The sequence below is a fragment of the Paraburkholderia sp. SUR17 genome, from assembly GCF_029536165.1.
GTDB classification, from domain to species: Bacteria; Pseudomonadota; Gammaproteobacteria; order Burkholderiales; family Burkholderiaceae; genus Paraburkholderia; species Paraburkholderia kururiensis.
In genome coordinates, this window is the sequence record NZ_CP120508.1 from 1,149,056 (window position 1) to 1,167,460 (window position 18,405).

Annotated in this window: 16 protein-coding genes; 8 read left to right on the plus strand and 8 right to left on the minus strand. The window is 67.0% G+C overall.

The annotated features are described in order from the left end of the window. Positions 1-220 precede the first annotated feature (220 nt). Positions 221-739: a hypothetical protein gene (locus tag P2869_RS05145; RefSeq protein WP_346833740.1), complete on the plus strand. Its 519-nt coding sequence runs from the start codon at positions 221-223 to the stop codon at positions 737-739. 119 nt (positions 740-858) lie between these two features. Next, the gene (locus P2869_RS05150) at positions 859-1,395 is read left to right on the plus strand and encodes a hypothetical protein (protein WP_026122027.1); all 537 of its coding nucleotides are present in this window, start codon (positions 859-861) and stop codon (positions 1,393-1,395) included. Between the two features lie 173 nt (positions 1,396-1,568). Here the strand turns inward: P2869_RS05150 and P2869_RS05155 are convergent, their stop codons facing one another. Both P2869_RS05155 and P2869_RS05160 read right to left on the minus strand, forming a co-directional pair. Next, positions 1,569-2,639, minus strand: coding sequence for a tyrosine-protein phosphatase (locus tag P2869_RS05155; protein ID WP_277597647.1), 1,071 nt, complete (start codon positions 2,637-2,639; stop codon positions 1,569-1,571). Positions 2,640-2,650: 11 nt separating this feature from the next. Next, the gene (locus P2869_RS05160; RefSeq protein WP_277597648.1) at positions 2,651-4,012 is read right to left on the minus strand and encodes an ATP-binding protein; all 1,362 of its coding nucleotides are present in this window, start codon (positions 4,010-4,012) and stop codon (positions 2,651-2,653) included. A 398-nt stretch (positions 4,013-4,410) separates the two neighbouring features. On the opposite strand from P2869_RS05160, the gene P2869_RS05165 reads away from it, so the two are divergent. Continuing rightward, complete coding sequence (locus P2869_RS05165; protein WP_017777697.1) at positions 4,411-5,160, plus strand: response regulator; 750 nt, start codon at positions 4,411-4,413, stop codon at positions 5,158-5,160. Positions 5,161-5,241: 81 nt separating this feature from the next. On the opposite strand, the gene P2869_RS05170 is transcribed toward P2869_RS05165, so the two are convergent. The 4 genes from P2869_RS05170 to P2869_RS05185 all read right to left on the minus strand — a co-directional run bounded on the left by P2869_RS05170 (position 5,242) and on the right by P2869_RS05185 (position 8,617). Then, a complete protein-coding gene (locus tag P2869_RS05170; protein WP_277597649.1) occupies positions 5,242-5,892 on the minus strand; it encodes a flagellar basal body L-ring protein FlgH in 651 nt (216 codons plus the stop codon). A gap of 405 nt (positions 5,893-6,297) precedes the next feature. Further along, positions 6,298-6,462, minus strand: a complete 165-nt coding sequence (locus P2869_RS05175; protein ID WP_017777700.1) for a DUF6726 family protein — start codon at positions 6,460-6,462, stop codon at positions 6,298-6,300. A gap of 79 nt (positions 6,463-6,541) precedes the next feature. Next, entirely contained in the window at positions 6,542-6,757 is a 216-nt protein-coding gene (locus P2869_RS05180; RefSeq protein WP_017777701.1) for a hypothetical protein, read from the minus strand. Between the two features lie 282 nt (positions 6,758-7,039). After that, on the minus strand, positions 7,040-8,617 hold the full coding sequence (locus P2869_RS05185) for an acid phosphatase (protein WP_277597650.1): 1,578 nt from the start codon (positions 8,615-8,617) through the stop codon (positions 7,040-7,042). Between the two features lie 269 nt (positions 8,618-8,886). Here P2869_RS05185 and P2869_RS05190 point away from each other — a divergent pair, with 269 nt between their 5' ends. From P2869_RS05190 to P2869_RS05200, 3 genes are all read left to right on the plus strand, one after another. Then, positions 8,887-10,332 carry a cytochrome c peroxidase gene (locus P2869_RS05190; RefSeq protein WP_277597651.1) on the plus strand — a complete coding sequence of 482 codons (1,446 nt, stop codon included), beginning with the start codon at positions 8,887-8,889 and terminating at the stop codon, positions 10,330-10,332. Positions 10,333-10,557: 225 nt separating this feature from the next. Beyond that, positions 10,558-10,971 carry a hypothetical protein gene (locus P2869_RS05195; protein ID WP_255219135.1) on the plus strand — a complete coding sequence of 138 codons (414 nt, stop codon included), beginning with the start codon at positions 10,558-10,560 and terminating at the stop codon, positions 10,969-10,971. A gap of 23 nt (positions 10,972-10,994) precedes the next feature. Continuing rightward, the gene (locus tag P2869_RS05200; RefSeq protein WP_277597652.1) at positions 10,995-11,444 is read left to right on the plus strand and encodes an NUDIX hydrolase; all 450 of its coding nucleotides are present in this window, start codon (positions 10,995-10,997) and stop codon (positions 11,442-11,444) included. Between the two features lie 61 nt (positions 11,445-11,505). Here P2869_RS05200 and P2869_RS05205 read toward each other — a convergent pair whose 3' ends face one another. Next, positions 11,506-13,257 (minus strand): glutamine--tRNA ligase/YqeY domain fusion protein, encoded by a 1,752-nt coding sequence (locus tag P2869_RS05205; RefSeq protein WP_017777707.1) that lies wholly within the window; start codon positions 13,255-13,257, stop codon positions 11,506-11,508. A 145-nt stretch (positions 13,258-13,402) separates the two neighbouring features. On the opposite strand from P2869_RS05205, the gene P2869_RS05210 reads away from it, so the two are divergent. Next, positions 13,403-14,035 carry an alpha/beta hydrolase gene (locus tag P2869_RS05210; protein ID WP_277597653.1) on the plus strand — a complete coding sequence of 211 codons (633 nt, stop codon included), beginning with the start codon at positions 13,403-13,405 and terminating at the stop codon, positions 14,033-14,035. A 76-nt stretch (positions 14,036-14,111) separates the two neighbouring features. On the opposite strand, the gene P2869_RS05215 is transcribed toward P2869_RS05210, so the two are convergent. Next, on the minus strand, positions 14,112-15,332 hold the full coding sequence (locus P2869_RS05215) for a CaiB/BaiF CoA-transferase family protein (protein ID WP_026122032.1): 1,221 nt from the start codon (positions 15,330-15,332) through the stop codon (positions 14,112-14,114). A 207-nt stretch (positions 15,333-15,539) separates the two neighbouring features. Between P2869_RS05215 and alaS the strand changes: the two genes are divergently transcribed. Further along, positions 15,540-18,164 carry an alanine--tRNA ligase gene (alaS, locus tag P2869_RS05220; RefSeq protein WP_126878900.1) on the plus strand — a complete coding sequence of 875 codons (2,625 nt, stop codon included), beginning with the start codon at positions 15,540-15,542 and terminating at the stop codon, positions 18,162-18,164. Positions 18,165-18,405 lie beyond the last annotated feature (241 nt).

An 18,405-nucleotide genomic window follows, 5' to 3' on the forward strand; every position in this document is an offset into this window, starting at 1 on the left:
CATCCGGAAAGGGGACCCCATGATCCCCGCGTTTATTGCGGCTTCGGACGAGTCACCGCTGACCGACCATGGCGGCAAGCGTGAAACGCATCCTTCAGCGGCGAGACGGCCGGGAAACGGAGCGCGGCACGCCAGCCGTTACACCGTGTGTGCGCCGTGTGCGTGTTACACGCCGGTTATGTGTGTTACGTCGATTACTCTCCGAACCTGACCGCTACCCATGCAAGCCGATCTTCACTTCTCTCTGCCCCTGTTTCAGCGCGATGCGGTTCGTGTCGCACCCGTGCGCGCGGTGCGCCGAACGCCGCTCGCGCGCCGCATGGCGGCGGCCGTTGCCGCGTCGTGCGCGCTCGGCCTGGCGGTTGCGCCGGCCCTGACTTATGCCGGCGAAGTGCCCGACACGTGCGCGGCGCTCGCGCACGTCGTCTCCACGCGCGACTTCCAGACGCTGCGCGGCCAGACCGGCGGCATGCTGACCGACGCGCCGTTCCTCGGCGACTGCCGCGCGGCGCGCCACGTCTACGATTGCCGGTTCGCTGCTCACTGGGGCGCGGACGGCGTGGTGAGCGACCCGCTTGAAGAGATGGGCGCCGACATCGCCGCGTGCTTCAACAACGTCGTGCACGACGTGAACACGCCGACGCGCCAGCACTTCACGGTGCGCAGCGACAACGGTCCCGTGAGCGTGACGGCGAGCGTCGATGGGCCGCGTACCCTGCATCTGCGCATCGTCCGCTGAGGGCAGCGGCGCTTGCGCGTGGGCGCGGTGCGTGGCGTGACGTGCGCGCGACGGCGATGACGAGCGTGCTGCCTCGCGCCATGCTGGCCGGCGGATGGCGGCGGTGCCGCCGGTGCGCGATGCCGCGTGCGTCGCTGCTGCTGGCGGCGCTCTTCGCGACGCCGTGCTTCAGCGCGCTCTCGGGCTGCGCGTGGACGCTGATTTCCGCTGCGGACGCCGCGGGATCGCTCGTGCAGGCGGGGTTCGCCGCGGCCTCGAATTTTCCGTCGGCGACTTACGTGAACGGCAATCCGGCCACGCTGCACACGGTGTGCATCGAGCTGAACCAGAACGTCTCGCAGGGCGATTTCGTGCCTGCGTTGCAGTACGCGTTGCGCAAGCGCGGCGTGATGTCGGAGGTCTACAGCCCCGGCACGTCGCCGCCCACCTGCGAAGCCACGCTGGTCTACGCGGCGACGATGGAATGGGGCCACCGTTCGTTCAGTGACGAATGGACCGCCTACCTCTCGGCCATCGACCTCACGCTCATGCGGGGCGGTCAGGTGCTGGTGAATGCGCGCTATGAAACGCGCGGGCTGAACACGGATCGCTTCTCGAGCCCGAGAACCAAGCTTGGCGCGCTGGTGGACCGGATGGTCGTGGCGCGCACCGATTGACCGAACCGGATGCGTCGCACGCGCCACCGCGCCGTGCGCTGCATCGAGCGGTACGTGCGCCGAAGGGCGCGCGTACCGGAACGTCCCTCGTAGGCCTGCCTGTGCGACCGGGCAGGCCATACTTCGGGGTTCTTCACCTACCACAGTGAAGAACCCCTTTTTTTCATTGACGCTCAGACCACGAGCTTCGCGCGCAGCGTATCGATCACGCCCTGGCTCAGACCGAGCCCGGAAGTGAGATAGCTGTTCAGGGTTCCGAAGCTTTGCTGCATCTGGTCGAAGGCGGCCTGCAGCACGTCGGGCTGCGCCTCGTAGAGCGGCTTGGCACGGGCGGCCACGGTGGCGTCCGTGCGGCGCGCGAGGGCGTCGATGCGCGCGGAAATGGCGCTCGCCGCGACGGTGTTGGTGAGCAGATAGTCCTGCATGATCACGTCGAGCGGCACGCCCGCAATCGCGAGCAGCAGCGCCGCGGCCCAGCCCGTACGGTCCTTGCCCGTCGAGCCGTGGAACACCTGCGGTCCCGCCGTGTTGGCGAGCTGCGTGAAGAGCGCGCCGAAGCGCGAGCGCGATTGCGCGTCGATCACGAGGCGCCGCTCGGCCTCGCTCATCCACGCCACGGCTTCGGCTTCGCTCGCGGGGCGCACGGCGCTCACGTCGATGGGCGAGATGTCGAGTTCGCTGCGCACGGCGCCATAGGGCAGCCGGTCGGGCCGCGCGTCGACTTCCGCTGCGACGCGCAGATCGTAGACCTGGGCGATGCCGAGGCGCGCGAGGGTGGCCGCGTCGGCGTCGTCGGGCGAGAGTGCGCCGCTGCGGTAGAACATGCCGCGCCGCGTGCGGCGGCCGTCGGTAGTCGGGTAGCCTGCGCCGGAGCCGCTCACGTCGCGGAAATTTTCGACGGAGGTGAGCTGGACCGCCGCAGGCACGTCGGTCGTGTCGCCGCCTCCGCATGCCGAAAGCAGGCACGCGCCGAGTCCGGAAAGCGCCACAGCGCGCGCGCTGCTCTTCAGGAACGCACGGCGCGTCAACGCCTGCGGCAGGATCGGCAGGGGTGGGCGTGGGCCGCCGCAGGCCCCGTGCATGCGCAGCGCAGCGGCGTACGCGCCGTGGAGTGACGGGTTGAATGCGGGGTTGAATGAGGGATCAAGCGCAGGGCTGAAGGAAGCATTGTGCGCAGGCTCGTGCGGCGTGTCCGTGTGAAGCAGCATGGAGGAAGACGGTGAGGCGTGGAAGGCAGCGTCCATGTCAGGCCCGTTCATGCGGTTGCGAGCCGGGCGCCGGCGCGTGAGCTGTCGTATGGCGACGGGCGGCCCGGGAGGGCGCGCGGCGTCTGGGCGGGAACGGTGATGCGCACGGCGAGCCCGCCGCCCGCCGCGTTTTCGATCGCGCAGCGGCCGCCCAGGTCGCGCGCCAGCCGCGTGACGATGGCCAGCCCGAGACCGCAGTGGCCGTCGCCCGCGCGCGCGGGATCGAGCCGCACGAAGGGCTTCAACGCGTCTTCGATGCGTGCGGGCGGAATGCCTCGCCCGTGGTCGCGCACCATGAGCACCCAGTCGTCGCCGTCGCGCTGCGTGCTGATTTCGACGGGCGGCTCGCCGTGTTCGAGCGCGTTATCGACCAGATTCGTGGCGAGCCGGTCGATCAGCGTGCGAGGCAGGCGAAACGCGGGGCCGGCCGCGAGCGCGAGCACGAAGAGCGGCGCATCGTCGTCTTCAGGCAGCGAGAACTGCTCGGCGAGAAAGTCGTCCACGCCCACATCGGGACCAGCCGCGGGCGCGCTCGCCGCGAATTCGAGGAATTGCTGGACGATGCGGGTGAGCGAATCGATGTCGCGAATGAACTGCGCGCGCGTTTCCTCGTTGCCGCCCGCCGTCACGCTCGCGCGCAACTTGAGGCGCGTGAGCGGCGCCTTGAGGTCGTGCGCGATGCCGGCGAGCATGACGGCGCGCTCGTCGTCGGTCTCGTTGATCTGCTGCATCATCTGGTTGAACGCGCGGATCAGGTCGCGCAGCTCGCGCGGCCCGCGCTCGACCACGGGCGCCGCGCGCCGGCCGCCGCCGAAATGGCGCGCCACCTGGGCGACGCGCGAGAGCGGCCGCTGCAACTGCCACGCGGCCACGAAGGAGAGCAGCAGCGCCCCCACCAGCATGGACACCGATTCCACGAGAATCGGCTTGGGCGGCGGCAGGTCCACGGGTGTCACGATCCAGTTGTTGCTGTCCGGGTAACGCACCCAGAGCCGCACGGTGTGCTGCGGGTCGATGTCCGCGGCAATCTGCACGCCGGCCGGCAAATCGGCGGCGAGCTTGCGCGCGAGCATCGCGATGGGCGTCGCGGCCGGGTTTTCGAGCTTCACGGTGGCCGGCATGTTCCAGGTCGGCACGAGATGGGTGTGCAGCGCGGGCGCGAGATGGGCGCCGTGGGAGGTGTCGCTGTGTACGGCTTCGAGCACGAGCAGCAGGCCGCGCGCGTAGCCGTCCGCGTCGTGGTGGCGGCGCTGCGCCGTGAGCACGGCGAACCAGCCCGCCTGCACGGCGAACAGCACGATCATGGAAATGAGTGCCATCCTGCCGAACAGCGAGTCGAACGGAATCTTGAGGAGGGCTCGCTTGTTCATCGCAGACAAAAGGGCGGGCAGGAGGACGGATCGACAAACGGGCCCGCAGGTAGACCGATACGCAGACCGGTGCGGCCGCGAGGCACGGCAGGCGCCGGAATCGACACCGCGAAATTGTAGACGGCCATCAAAAAAAGAACCTTGCAGAGTTCTGACGGTGGAGTTACCGATTCTTACGTTCATTTGAGGTTCGGTGAGCCGCGTTGCGTTCCTGAAAGAGCGCGAAAGACGTGTCAAATGCACGCGGGAATACCGCACGGCAACCTTCGGCGAAATCGGCCTCGCAGGCGGGGCGAATCGCGCAGGCGCATGCCGTAGCCCGAAAGGGTCATTACAGGAAATATCTGGAAAGGATTGGCCGTCGCAAAAACGCGAATTGAGCCCTTAGAATCCGTGGCATGACTGAACATGTGCTGCTCGTCGACGACGACCCCGTAGTGCGCGACCTCGTGCGCGAATACCTGCAAAGCCACGGCTTCGCGGTGTCCGTGCTGTACGACGGCGCGGGCCTGAAACGCCGCCTCGAAATGGAGCGGCCGTCCATCGTCGTGCTCGACGTCATGATGCCCGAGCAGGACGGCATCACCGCGCTGCGCCAGTTGCGTGCCACGGGCGACAACATTCCGGTCATCTTTCTCACCGCGCGCTCCGACGTGATCGACCGCGTCGTGGGTCTCGAACTGGGCGCCGACGACTATCTGCCCAAGCCCTTCGATCCGCGCGAGCTGGTGGCGCGCATCCGCACGGTGCTGCGCCGGCAGAGCACGGTGTCGCCGGGCGCGCCCGAGATTCGCCCTTCGTACCGCTTCGGCCCGTTCGAAGTGGACTTCGCGGCGCGCGAACTGCGCCGCAACGGCGAGCGCGTGCCGCTGCGTTCCAGCGAATTCGCCACGCTCAAGATCTTCGTCAAGAACGAGATGACGGTCATCACGCGCGCCCAGCTCAACGAACGGTTGCGCGGCCACTCGGCCACCTACCGCGACCGCAGCCTCGACGTTTCGATCTGGCGCCTGCGCCGTCTGATCGAGACCGATCCTTCCGAGCCGCGCTACATCCAGACTGTCTGGGGGCAGGGCTACATCTTCGTGCCGCAGGGCGAGACAGGCGCGGCCGAGCGCTACGGCTCGGGCAGTCCGGTTGCCGGGTAAGCGGGCGGCGCGCGCCGCGGCGTGAGAGGTTGTCCCGATCATTTCGCCATCACGCGGTGTATGCTGTTTTGCGCGCCCGCTTCAGAACGTCAGCACGCTCAGGAAGAGATGCTGCAGCCAGCCCACCGTCGTGGAATCGGTGAGGCTGCCCACGCCCGCCTGTTCGATATGCGCGTTGGCCACCTTGTTCGACGCCACGTAGTTGCCGGCCTCGATGTCCTTCGGATTGACGATGCCCGAGAGCCGCAGCCGCTCCTGGTTGCCCGCCATCGCGATCACCTTTTCGCCTGCCACCACGAGATTGCCGCCCGCGGTCGTGCCGATCACGGAAACGGCGAGCGTGCCGTCCATGCCCATCGAGTTCTTCGTCGTGCCCTTGCCCGTGAAGGTCGTGTCCGCCGAACCGATGTTGAAGAGACGCGCGAGCCGCGCGGCGGCGCCCGTCGATTTGTCCGCGGCTTCCGCGCTGATCGAGCTTGCGCGGCTCAGTTCGGTGTCGGCCGAATCGTTGCCGGACCACGATTCCGAGAGGCGAATGGTGAGCACGTCGCCTACATGTTGGGCGCGCGGCGTCTCGTAGAGCGCAAGCGCGGTGCCCGGCTGAAAGATGGCGCCCTGCGTGTTGATCGTGTAAGGCTGCGCGACGGTGGGCGGCTGCAAGGGCATGTTGATCACCGAGGGCTGTCGGCTCGAGCCGCAGCCCGTGACGAGCCACGGCAACGCGGCGAACACGAAGGCGAGCAGCCTTGGGTTTCGCGCCTGTCGCGCGATGCGGCGAGGGGAGCGAGTGGAGCAAGGGGAGCGGAACGACGCGATCATGGCTGCGGACCTGAATGACGGTTCGATATGAAAGTTCGATAACGAACACGATGGAGCAATGGCCAGACGATACGGGCCGCGCGGCTCGCGCAATGGGCCGAATATGCGCGGCGACGCGACCGGTCGTTATCAGAGATTGCCGATGGGTTGCGAAGGCTTACGCTGGCTTGCGGCGTGTTGCGAATTATTGCGACGGCGGCGCGAACGCAGCGTCGCCCGATGATGGAGAGGCAGCGAGAAGACGGACGTGACGGACGATCCCGCCACGCCGTGAAGCCCGTCCCTCCCTCTGCTGTTGCACCCCGTCACGCGATTGCGTCAGTCGATCACGTCGGCACAGGCATCGAACGGCACGGCGGCCGTGTGGCCCACGACCGGCACTACCTTCAGCGTGGCCGCGACCACGCGGCATGGCAGCGCCGCGACAGCGCAGCCGTCGAGCGAGAACGTGGCCGCCGCCATGGCGAGCCACGCGCCGCACATGCGCGCGGCTCGCAACAATGCCGCGGGCCGGCCGCGCCATCCGCACCACCGTGCCGGAACAGCTGTCACCATGTGCCGCTCACGCGGTGGTGTCGACGTTCGAGCCGACCATCGAGCCGGTGCGGGCTTTGCGCGCGGTGTCGGCGGCGGGCTCGGCGGCCGCTTGCGTGCCGGTGCCGGTGCGCAGGCCGGTGCGGCTGCCGGTCTTCGCCGAAGCGGCCCCGGCGGCGCTGGTGGTCCCGGTGGCCTCGTTGAGGTTCGGCAGGTGAGTGGAGGGAAGGTTGGTCAGTTGCATGAGGGCTCGCTCCGATGGTTGAACGTTGATGCGCGAAACACCGCGACAGGGGACGCACCGTATTTCGCGCTCCGATCTTCACGCGCGAGGCGCCGCGCCGAAGCGCGCGGCACAGCGTGTTTTTCGCAGGCCCTTACCAAACCTTAGCGGAGCATGGCATAGGCGGCACGGCGCGCGTCACCGCATACGCATCGCCCGCACGAATGCAGCACAAACAAAAAAGGGCAGCCGAAGCTGCCCGAAGGTTGCGCGTAACGCGCGTTGCTGCTGCTTGAAGAAACCTTAATGCACGATGTCGAGCGCGTTCGTGAGGTCGCCCATCGACGGGTTGCCGTTCGCGGTCAGTCCCTTGTCGCGCGCCGTGAGACCCGGCAGCGTGGGCAGCGCGTAGCGGCGCGTGATGAAGCGCAGGATCGAGGTCGTGTCGTACTGCGTATGGTCCACGAAGCCCTTCTTCGCGAGCGGCGAAACGATGATGGCCGGAATGCGCGAGCCCGGACCCCAGCGGTCGCCCTTCGGCGGCGCGACGTGGTCCCAGAAGCCGCCGTTTTCGTCGTAGGTGACGATCACGACCATGTTGTTCCACTGCGGGCTCTTCTGCAGATGCGCGATCACGTCGGCGATGTGCTGGTCGCCCGACTGGACGTCCGTGTAGCCCGCGTGCTCGTTGAGGTTGCCCTGCGGCTTGTAGAAGGCCACTTGCGGCAGCGTGCCGGCATCGATCGCCTTGATGAACTCCGAACCCGCAAGGCCGCCGTCCAGCAGGTGAGCCGAGCGGTTCGCCGTGCCCGGCGCGTAGCCCGCAAAGTAGTTGAACGGCTGGTGGTGCGGCTGGAAGTTCGGCGCGCTCATGTTCGCGCCGTAGATCACGCCCGAGGTGCCGCTTTGCGATGCGGAGAGCGCCGCGCCCCACGCGCCGCCATACCAGGCCCACGACACGCCCGCGTTGTTGAGCAGGTCGCCGATGTTCTGCTGCGTCTGCGCCGGCAGCGTCGTCGCGTTCGACGGGTCGGCGAGCGTCGTGTCGCCGCCCGAGGCCGGCTTGTTGCCGCTCGGCTGATACGGCGGCTGCATCGTATTCACGGCGAAGAAGTCAGGCGTGAGGTTGCCCGACTTGACGAACTTCGGCGGCCCCGAAATGGCGGAGGCGGGCGAGTTCGACGCGACCTGCAGCGAAACGCCGTCCGGATTCACGGCCGAGATCGAGCTGGCGGCCGGGCTCGCGTCCGCGTTCGGGTAGACCGGCGTGCACGCGCAGACGAGCCACTGGTGGTTCAGGAACGAGCCGCCGAACGCGCCCATGAAGAAGTTGTCGGCGAGCGTGTATTGCTGGGCGATCTTCCAGAGCGGCAGCTTGTCCGCGTTGAGGTTGTAGTAGCCCATCACGAGGCCGCCCGAGTCGGCCCAGGCAGCGAACTTGTCGTTCTTGCCGCCGTCGATCTGCATCTGGTTTTCGTAGAAGCGGTGCCACAGGTCACGCGTCGTCTGCGTGAAGGGCACGTTGAAGCCGTTCGGATCGTCGATGGCGAACGGGCTGTTGGGCAGGTTCGCGGTCATCGCCTGCGTGACGGCGGGCGTGACGCCCGTTTGCGTGAGGCCGTTCCAGACGGGCGGCAGCGTGGCCATCACCGAGCCGTCGCGATCGAGCTGCCTCGCGCTCGCGGCCGTCACGTTCTGCAGGCCATTCGCGCCCGGGAACTTGCCGTAGAGGTTGTCGAAGCTGCGGTTCTCCGCATAGATCACGACGATGTTCTTCACCGACGAGATGTCCGGCTTGGTGACTTCATTGCCACCGCAGGCATACAGGCCGAGCGCTGCAACGATCGCGAGGGGCGCCGTGCAGATCAGTTTCTTGTTCATGGAGTTCTCTCTCTCGCGTAGGGGACTGCCGCGGCCGTTCTGTCCATCCGTTGTGCCCGGCTCCCGATCTATGCTGTGCGGCTGTTGTCGGGAACCGGCGGGTTGTCTCGGCACGTTCGGCCCCGGGGAGTGTCGCAAGCTAATTTGACAGACAGATGTAATTATTTACAAGCGCCTTTAAATTCCCGGGCGTTCGTTGGCTTTCCGTCATGGTTTCGTCACGGCACCGACATACGCTCTCGCGATTCGCCAACCTCGGAAGAATACTCATGCTGTGTCGTTTCACGGAATGGCCGTTCGCCCGGTCGCCTTCGCCCGGCCGCCTGTCGCTTCGCATGCGGGAGCACGCCGTTGCGGCGCTTGCCGCGGGCGCGGTACTCCTGCTGCTGGCACTGCTCGGCGGATGCGATGCCCGCGGGCCGGGCGCCGAAGGCGCTGCGGACGTGGCTGCGCCGGCAAGTGCGAAAACCGTGGCGGCAACGGCGCAGCCCGATGCGCAGCGAGCGGGCGCAGCAACGGATGCACCGCAGATCGTGCAGATCGTGCGCGTCGCTGCCGTGGACGGAGGCGGACAGACGCGCGCCCAGGTGTACGAATCGGTGCGCAAGATGACGGCGCTCGGTCAGCAGCTGTTCTTCGACCCATCGCTGTCCGGTTCGGGCAAGCTCGCGTGCGCCACCTGCCACACGCCGTCGCGCGCGTTCACGCCGGCCAACGCGCTCTCCGTGCAACTGGGCGGCAGCGACATGCACCAGCAAGGCATGCGAGCCGTGCCCACGCTCAAGTATCTGCAGTCGGTGCCGGCGTTCCAGGAGCACTATCACGAGTCCGACGACGAAGGCGACGAAAGCGTGGACGCGGGCCCCACGGGCGGCCTTACCTGGGACGGTCGCGTGGATCGCGGCGCGGACCAGGCGCGCATTCCGATCCTCTCGCCGCTCGAGATGGGCAGCTCGCCGCAGAAGGTGGCCGCCGCGGTCAAGGCCGCGCCTTACGCGAACCAGTTTCGGGACGCGTTCGGCGAGCACATCTTCGACAACGCCGACGCCACCTTCAACGCGGTCCTCAAGGCGCTGGAAACGTTCGAGCAGACGCCGCAGGTGTTCTATCCGTACACGAGCAAGTACGACGCGTACCTGGCGGGCAAGACTCAGCTCACACCGGCCGAGCTGCGCGGCCTGCAGCTTTTCAACGACGAGAAGAAGGGCAACTGCGCGAGCTGCCACGTGAGCCAGCGCGCGCGGGACGGCGCGCCGCCGCAGTTCAGCGACTTCGGGTTGATCGCCGTCGGCGTGCCGCGCAACCGCGCACTCGCGGTGAACCGCGATCCGCACTTCTACGACCTGGGCGCGTGCGGCCCCGAGCGTACCGACCTCAAGGGCCGCACCGAATTCTGCGGCCTCTTTCGCACGCCGACGCTGCGCAACGTGGCGCTCAAGAAGTCGTTCTTCCACAACGGCGTCTACCATTCGCTCGAACAGGTGCTGCGCTTCTACGCCGAACGCGACACGAACCCGGCGAAGTTCTATCCGGTGGTGAACGGCAAGGTGCAGAAGTTCGATGACCTGCCGCAACGCTACTGGCCGAATCTCAATACCGAGCCGCCGTTCGACCGCAAGCCGGGCGACGCGCCCGTGTTCAACGCGGCCGAAATCCGCGATGTCATTGCCTTTCTCAACACGCTCACGGACGGCTGGCAACCCGCCGCGCAGTAGGCCGCGACGCAGGGCCGCACGGGGCCGTGCAGCCTCTGGGCGGCCGAAAGCTGCGTGCTATGCTTGCCAGGCCGTCCCGCGTGCCGTGGCGCTCAGTCTGCGTGCCGGTTAATGTGCTGGTTAACGCGCTGGTTAATGCGCCGATTAATGTGCTCGATTGAGGAGCCCGTGTGCGGGCCATTGCACGACGTCTATTCGAACGACGCTAACAAGGAGAACGACTGAATGCCGACGCGAAATCAACATCAAAGCCGCCAGCGGATTCGAAACCTCTTGAGCATGGGCGCCGGGGCGCTGCTGCTCGCCTGCGCGGGCAGCGCGCTGGCCTCGAACCTGAGCTTTCTCGACAACACGCCGCTCGCCTACATCCAGCAGCGCGATCACGATGAAATCATCAAGGCCGTGTATGTCGCGCTCGACAGCAAGCAGGACGGCCAAACCGCGAACTGGACGAATCAGGGTTCCCGCAACAGCGTGAGGATCGACGCGAAGATCACGCCGCACGACACGACTAAAGACGGGGAAAAGACCTGTCGCAAGGTCGACGTGGAACTGGATGCGAAGGGCCAGTCCATGACGCTTGTGCCGTCCTACTGCCGCGAAGGCAAAGGCGAGTGGCAATTCCAGAAAGCCCGATAGAAGCAGCAGGGAGGATGCAGCCGGTGGCCGAACGCACCATTTCGTGTGGCGTCGTTTTGCTGGACCCGGAAGGCCGGGTTCTGCTTGCGCATGCCACCGGCACCAACCACTGGGACGTTCCGAAAGGGCAGGGCGAGGAAGGCGAGACGCCGCGCGAGGCGGCACTGCGCGAACTGGTGGAAGAGACGGGCCTCGTGATCGACCCGGACCGGCTGGTGGACCTGGGACGTTTCGACTATCGGCGCGACAAGGAGCTGCATCTCTTTGCCGCCCGCGCGCGGGACGACGAACTGGACCTCACGCGCTGCACCTGCACGTCGCTCTTTCCGCGCCGTTGGGACGGCGTGATGATTCCCGAGATGGACGCTTACCGCTGGGCCGCGCCCGACGAGGTGGCCCAGTACGCGAGCCGGAGTCTGAACCGGCTCTTCGAGACAACGTTGTCTTTGGCGGAACTACACCGCAGGCTGTAACGGCGCGCGGTGCGCAGGAGAAACGGCGTCATTTCAGACGCCGCTTCTCTTCATCGCAGATTCAAGCCGGCTTGCCCCAGCTGTCGCGCAACCCGACGATGCGGTTGAACACCGGCTTGCCTGGCTTCGAATCGACGCGGTCGGCCACGAAGTAGCCATGCCGTTCGAACTGGTAGCGGTCTTCGGGCATCGCATCGCGTGCGCCCGGTTCCAGATACGCCTGCACCACACGCTTCGAGTCCGGATTCAGCGCTTCGAGGAAATCGCGGCCGCCTGCATCGGGCTGCGGTTCCTTGAAGAGGCGGTCGTAGAGGCGCACTTCCGCCGGGCAGGCCTGCGCCGCGCTCACCCAGTGGATGTTGCCCTTCACCTTGTAGTTGTTCGCGCCTTCGGTGCCCGAGCGGCTGTCCGGGAAGTAGGTGCAATGCACCGCCACGATGTTGCCGTCCGCGTCCTTCTCCGCGCCCGTGCACTCCACCACGTAGCCGTAGCGCAGCCGCACCTTGTTGCCGGGGAAAAGGCGGAAATAGCCCTTCGGCGGCGTTTCCGTGAAGTCCTCGCGTTCAATCCACAGCTCGCGCGAAATCGGGAACGTGCGCAGGCCGCGTTCCGGATGGTGCGGATGCACCGGCGCGCTGCATTCCTCGGTCACGCCTTCGGGGAAGTTGTCGATGACGAGCTTCACCGGGTCCAGCACGGCCACCGTGCGCGGTGCCTTCTCGTCGAGGTCGTCGCGCAGCGCGCCTTCGAACACGCTCATGTCGATCCACGAATCCACCTTCGTGATGCCGATGCGCTCGCAGAAGAGCTGGATCCCCTCGGGCGTGAAGCCACGACGGCGCAGGCCGACGATGGTCGGCATGCGCGGGTCGTCCCAGCCTTCCACGTGGCCTTCGGTCACGAGTTGCAGCAGCTTGCGCTTGCTCGTGATGGCGTACGTGAGGTTGAGCCGCGAAAACTCGATTTGCTGCGGCAGCGGACGCGTGAACACGCCGGCGTCGGCGAGTTCGTTGAGCACCCAGTCGTAGAGCGGCCGGTGGTCTTCGAATTCGAGCGTGCACAGCGAATGCGTGATGTTTTCGAGCGCGTCCGAAATGCAGTGCGTGTAGTCGTACATCGGGTACACGCACCACGTGTCGCCGGTACGGTAGTGATGCGCGAAGCGGATGCGGTAGATCACCGGGTCGCGCATGTTGATGTTGGGCGACGCCATGTCGATCTTCGCGCGCAGCACGTGCTCGCCTTCGGTGAATTCGCCCGCCTTCATGCGGCGGAACAGGTCGAGATTCTCTTCGGGCGTGCGGTCGCGGTACGGCGAGGGTTTGCCGGGCTCGGTGAGCGAGCCGCGGTTCGCGCGCATTTCGTCGGCGCTCTGGCTGTCCACGTAGGCCTTGCCGCGCTCGATCAGCAGCTCGGCGAACGCGTACAGCTTGTCGTAGTAGTCGCTCGCGTAGTAGAGGTGCTCGCGGCCGTCGTGCTGCCAGTCGAAGCCGAGCCACTTCACGGCGTCGATGATGGACTCGACGTACTCGACGCTTTCCTTTTCCGGATTCGTGTCGTCGAAGCGCAGATGGCACACGCCGCCGTAGCTGCGCGCCATGCCGAAATTCAGGCAGATGCTTTTCGCGTGGCCGATGTGCAGGTAGCCGTTCGGCTCGGGCGGGAAACGCGTTTCCACCCGCGAGCTCCACTTGCCCGAGCGGTTGTCCTCGTCGATGATGTTGCGGATGAAATTGGACGCGGGCGCGTCCGTCCGGTCCGCGTGGTTGCTGTCGGCGGCTTTGCGTTCGGTGGGTTTGCGTTCGTTGTTCATGCGAGAGTAGGGATGTCGTTCGAGGGCGCGCGGTGCGTCCGCAATTCTGTTAATTCTACCTGACGAGGCCCGCTCCAGCAGCCGCCGCACGGCGTTGCGCGGGGCGCCGCAGCCTTGTCGCGAGCCTGCGAGGAACACGAAAGCGATGATCGACTGCACGGACCACACGGTACTGACGCTGCCCGGCTACCTGAACTCCGGCCCCGGCCACTGGCAGACGCGCTGGGAGACGCTGCAAGGCCGGCATGGGCCGGCCAGAGGCGCGGTATCGGGTGCGCCGTCGGGTCATTTCGCCTTCACCCGCGTGCAGATGGCCGATTGGGACCATCCGGTGCGCGAGGCGTGGTGTCGCACGCTCGACGAAGCCATCGCCGCCGCTGAAGGGCCGGTGCTGCTCGCCGCGCACAGCATGGGCTGTCTTACCGTGGCGTTCTGGGCCACGCAGTACGCCACGCCCGAACGCGCGGCGAAGGTGGCGGGCGCGCTGCTCGTGGCCGTGCCGGACCCGGCAGGCGCTGTGTTCCCCCGCGACGCGTCGGGCTTCTCGCCCGTGCCGCTCGAACCGCTGCCGTTTCCCACCACCGTCGTGGCGAGCAGCAACGACCCGTACGGCGGCATTGCGTTTTCCGCCGCGTGCGCGCAGGCGTGGGGCAGCCGCTGGTTCGACATCGGCGCACGCGGGCACATCAATGCCGACAGCGGTCTTGGCGACTGGGAACAGGGACTCGCGTGGCTCGCGGAACTGGCGCGCGAGCCACGCGTGGAGGCGGGGCGCTGAGGGTGCGCTGAGGGTGCGCTGAGGGTGCGCTGAGGGTGCGTTGAACGTGCGCTGAACGGCCCCGGGCGCGCGGCGTTCAGACGGCCGACTTCGCCCGCAGCGCCGCGATGGCGTCTTCGCTATAGCCCAGCACGTCGCGCAGCACCTCGTCCGTGTGCTCGCCGAGCGTGGGCGGATGGCTCGCCACCCGCGGCGGCGTCTTCGTCATCTTGATGGGATTGGCCACGAGCTTCGCCGTGGCGCCCGACGGATGCGGCACGTCGACCTGCATCCCGCGGGCCACCACCTGCTCGTTGGCGAATACCTCGGCCAGATCGTTGATCGGCCCGCACGGCACGCCCGCCGCTTCCAGGGCCGCGATCCATTCGTGCTTGGTCTTCAGGCGCACCATTTCGGCGAGCACGGGCACGAGCGTGTCGCGGTTGCGCACGCGGGCCGGGTTCGTGGCGAAGCGTTCGTCGTCGGCCAGTTCCGCGCGGCCGCCCACTTCCACGAACTTGCGGAACTGGCCATCGTTGCCTACCGCCACGATGATCCAGCTGTCGCTCGTCTGGAACGTCTGATACGGCACGATGTTGGCGTGCGCATTGCCCCAGCGTACGGGCGGCTTGCCGCTCGCGAGGTAGTTCGCGTTCATGTTCGCGAGCATGGCGACCTGCACGTCGAGCAGCGCCATGTCGATGTACTGGCCTTCGCCCGTGCGGTCGCGGTGCGCGAGCGCCGTGAGCACGGCGATGGTCGCGTACATGCCGGTCATGAGGTCCGCAATGGCCACGCCGGCTTTCTGCGGGCCGCCGCCCGGCAGGCTGTCGCGCTCGCCCGTGATGCTCATGAAGCCGCCCATGCCCTGCACGATGAAGTCGTAGCCGGCGCGCGAGGCGTAGGGCCCGGTCTGGCCGAAGCCGGTCACGGAGCAGTAGACGATGTCCGGCTTCACGGCGGCGAGCGATGCGTAGTCGAGCCCGTACTTCTTCAACTGCCCGGCCTTGTAGTTCTCCAGCACCACGTCGCTTTGCGCCGCGAGTTCGCGCACGATGCGCTGGCCCTCGGGCGTGGCGATGTCCACCGTGACCGAACGTTTATTGCGGTTGGCCGCGAGGTAGTAGGCGGCCTCGCGCGTGTCGGCGCCGTCCGGCGTCTTCAGATACGGCGGACCCCAATGGCGCGTGTCGTCGCCGGCGCCGGGGCGCTCGATCTTGATCACGTCCGCGCCGAAGTCGGCGAGCGTCTGTGCGCACCAGGGACCGGCCAGCACGCGGGTGAGGTCCAGCACCCGGATATGACTGAGAGCGCCCATCATGTCTTGCATGTCTCCTCTTGTGGCTGCCTGCAATGCCGTCCATCTTAAGCGATTCCCGCCTGCGCGCCCGCCCACGAGGGCTCTGCGGCCTCGCGTGGCAGGCGTGATCCCGTATAATCGACCGTCTGGAAAGCAAATGGCTGGCGCGTCTGCGGTTTTGACCGGTACGCGCCGGATTTAAAGCAGAGACCGCCCCACCACGCCATGAAAGCAGCCGATATCCGCGAGAAATTCCTCAAGTTCTTCGAATCGAAGGGCCACACGATCGTGCGCTCGTCGAGCCTTGTGCCCGCCAACGACCCGACGCTGCTCTTCACCAATTCGGGGATGGTGCAGTTCAAGGACGTGTTCCTCGGCACCGACAAGCGGCCGTACTCGCGCGCCACCACGGCCCAGCGCAGCGTGCGCGCGGGCGGCAAGCACAACGACCTCGAAAACGTGGGCTACACCGCGCGCCACCATACGTTCTTCGAGATGCTCGGCAACTTCTCGTTCGGCGACTACTTCAAGCGCGACGCGATCCACTACGCGTGGGAGCTGCTCACCACGGTCTACCAGTTGCCGAAGGACAAGCTCTGGGTCACCGTCTACCAGGAAGACGACGAGGCCTACGACATCTGGGCGAAGGAAGTGGGCGTGCCGGCCGAGCGCATCATCCGCATCGGCGACAACAAGGGCGCGCGCTACGCCTCCGACAACTTCTGGCAGATGGCCGACACCGGCCCGTGCGGCCCGTGCTCCGAAATCTTCTACGACCACGGCCCGGACGTGTGGGGCGGCCCGCCGGGGTCGCCCGAAGAAGACGGCGACCGCTACATCGAAATCTGGAACCTCGTGTTCATGCAGTTCAACCGCGACGCGCAGGGCAACATGACGCCGCTGCCGAAGCCCTGCGTGGACACCGGCATGGGCCTCGAACGTATCGCGGCCGTGCTCCAGCACGTGCACAGCAACTACGAGATCGACCTGTTCCAGGCGCTGATCGCGGCCGCCGGCCGTGAAACCGGCATTACCGACCTCACGAACAACTCGCTCAAGGTGATTGCGGACCACATCCGCGCGTGCTCGTTCCTGATCGTCGACGGCGTGATTCCGGGCAACGAAGGCCGCGGCTACGTGCTGCGCCGCATCGTGCGCCGCGCCATCCGCCACGGCTACAAGCTGGGCCGCAAGCAGGCGTTCTTCCACAAGCTGGTGGGCGACCTCGTCGCGCAGATGGGCGGCGCGTATCCCGAACTCAAGGAAAACGAGGCGCGCGTCACGGACGTGCTGCGCCAGGAGGAAGAACGCTTCTTCGAGACCATCGAGCACGGCATGTCGATTCTCGAAGGCGCGCTTGCCGAACTCGAAGCCGCGGGCGGCAAGACGCTCGACGGCGAACTCGCGTTCAAGCTGCACGACACCTACGGCTTCCCGCTGGACCTCACGGCCGACGTGTGCCGCGAGCGGGGCGTGACGGTTGACGAGTCCGCCTTCGACGAAGCCATGGCGCGCCAGCGCGAGCAGGCTCGTGCGGCGGGCAAATTCCGCATGGCGCAGGGCCTCGAATACTCGGGCGCGAAGACCACGTTCCACGGCTACGAAGAGATCGTCTTCGACGACGCGAAGGTGGTCGCGCTCTACGTGGACGGCGCCGCGGTCAACGCAGTGACGAAGGGCCAGCACGCCGTGGTGGTGCTGGACCACACGCCGTTCTACGCCGAGTCGGGCGGCCAGGTGGGCGACCAGGGCGTGCTTGGTAACGCGAGCGTGCGCTTTGCAGTGAGCGATACGCAGAAGGTGCAGGCCGACGTGATCGGCCATCACGGTCTGCTCGAACAGGGCACGCTCAAGGTGGGCGACGTGGTGAAGGCCGAGATCGACGCGATCCGCCGCGCCCGCACGGCGCGCAACCACTCGGCCACGCACCTGATGCACAAGGCGCTGCGCGAAGTGCTGGGCGCGCACGTGCAGCAGAAGGGCTCGCTCGTGGATGCGGAAAAGACCCGCTTCGACTTCGCCCACAACGCGCCCATGACCGACGACGAAATTCGCCGCGTGGAAGACATCGTGAACGCCGAGGTGCTTGCGAACGCGCCGGGCGTGGTGCAGGTGATGCCCTACGACGAAGCCGTGAAGGGCGGCGCGATGGCGCTCTTCGGCGAGAAGTACGGCGACGAAGTGCGCGTGCTCGATCTCGGCTTCTCGCGCGAACTCTGCGGCGGCACGCACGTGCATCGCACGGGCGACATCGGCCTTTTCAAGATCGTGGTGGAAGGCGGCGTGGCGGCGGGCATCCGTCGCGTGGAAGCCATCACCGGCGACAACGCGGTGCGCTACGTGCAGGAACTCGACGCACGCGTCAACGCGGCGGCCGCGGCGCTCAAGGCGCAGCCGGCCGAACTCACGCAGCGCATTTCGCAGGTGCAAGACCAGGTGAAGTCGCTCGAGAAGGAACTGGCGGCGCTCAAGTCGAAGCTCGCGTCGAGCCAGGGCGACGAACTGGCGGGCCAGGCGGTCGAGGTGGCCGGCGTGCAGGTGCTTGCCGCGACGCTGGAAGGCGCGGACGTGAAGACGCTGCGCGAGACCGTCGACAAGCTCAAAGACAAGCTGAAGAGCGCCGCGATCGTGCTGGCGTCGGTGGAAGGCGGCAAGGTGAGCCTGATTGCGGGCGTCACGGCCGAGGCGAGCAAGAAGGTGAAGGCCGGCGAACTCGTGAACTTCGTCGCCCAGCAGGTGGGCGGCAAGGGCGGCGGCCGCCCCGACATGGCGCAGGCCGGCGGCACCGATCCGACCAACTTGCCCGCCGCGCTGGCCGGCGTGAAGGGTTGGATCGAAGCGCAGCTTTAATCGCATGTGGCGGGCTACGGTAATGGCCCGATGAAAGCGCCGTCGAGACGCACGAGAGAGTAAGAGGCAAGCGGGCCGCTCCTGAAGAAAAGGGAGCGGCCCGTTTCGTTTGTGGCGCGAGGCGTGGGGTACAACGAGAGCGGCGTGGCGGCCCAAAGTGGCCGTCCCGGGACGAACCTCAGCCCGAACCTCGCCCCACGCCGACGCCGCCCCACGACCGCCGCAATCGCACACTAAAATG

Excerpts from the sequence above, each read along its gene's own strand:
- P2869_RS05190 (WP_277597651.1), top strand. The coding sequence starts at position 8,887 with ATGCTGTGTCGTTTCACGGAATGGCCGTTCGCCCGGTCGCCTTCGCCC.
- P2869_RS05205 (WP_017777707.1), bottom strand. The coding sequence starts at position 13,257 with ATGAACAACGAACGCAAACCCACCGAACGCAAAGCCGCCGACAGCAAC.
- P2869_RS05185 (WP_277597650.1), bottom strand. The coding sequence starts at position 8,617 with ATGAACAAGAAACTGATCTGCACGGCGCCCCTCGCGATCGTTGCAGCG.
- P2869_RS05150 (WP_026122027.1), top strand. The coding sequence starts at position 859 with ATGCCGCGTGCGTCGCTGCTGCTGGCGGCGCTCTTCGCGACGCCGTGC.
- P2869_RS05145 (WP_346833740.1), top strand. The coding sequence starts at position 221 with ATGCAAGCCGATCTTCACTTCTCTCTGCCCCTGTTTCAGCGCGATGCG.
- alaS (WP_126878900.1), top strand. The coding sequence starts at position 15,540 with ATGAAAGCAGCCGATATCCGCGAGAAATTCCTCAAGTTCTTCGAATCG.
- P2869_RS05215 (WP_026122032.1), bottom strand. The coding sequence starts at position 15,332 with ATGGGCGCTCTCAGTCATATCCGGGTGCTGGACCTCACCCGCGTGCTG.
- P2869_RS05160 (WP_277597648.1), bottom strand. The coding sequence starts at position 4,012 with ATGAACAAGCGAGCCCTCCTCAAGATTCCGTTCGACTCGCTGTTCGGC.
- P2869_RS05175 (WP_017777700.1), bottom strand. The coding sequence starts at position 6,462 with ATGTGCGGCGCGTGGCTCGCCATGGCGGCGGCCACGTTCTCGCTCGAC.
- P2869_RS05180 (WP_017777701.1), bottom strand. The coding sequence starts at position 6,757 with ATGCAACTGACCAACCTTCCCTCCACTCACCTGCCGAACCTCAACGAG.
- P2869_RS05195 (WP_255219135.1), top strand. The coding sequence starts at position 10,558 with ATGCCGACGCGAAATCAACATCAAAGCCGCCAGCGGATTCGAAACCTC.
- P2869_RS05210 (WP_277597653.1), top strand. The coding sequence starts at position 13,403 with ATGATCGACTGCACGGACCACACGGTACTGACGCTGCCCGGCTACCTG.
- P2869_RS05165 (WP_017777697.1), top strand. The coding sequence starts at position 4,411 with ATGACTGAACATGTGCTGCTCGTCGACGACGACCCCGTAGTGCGCGAC.
- P2869_RS05155 (WP_277597647.1), bottom strand. The coding sequence starts at position 2,639 with ATGGACGCTGCCTTCCACGCCTCACCGTCTTCCTCCATGCTGCTTCAC.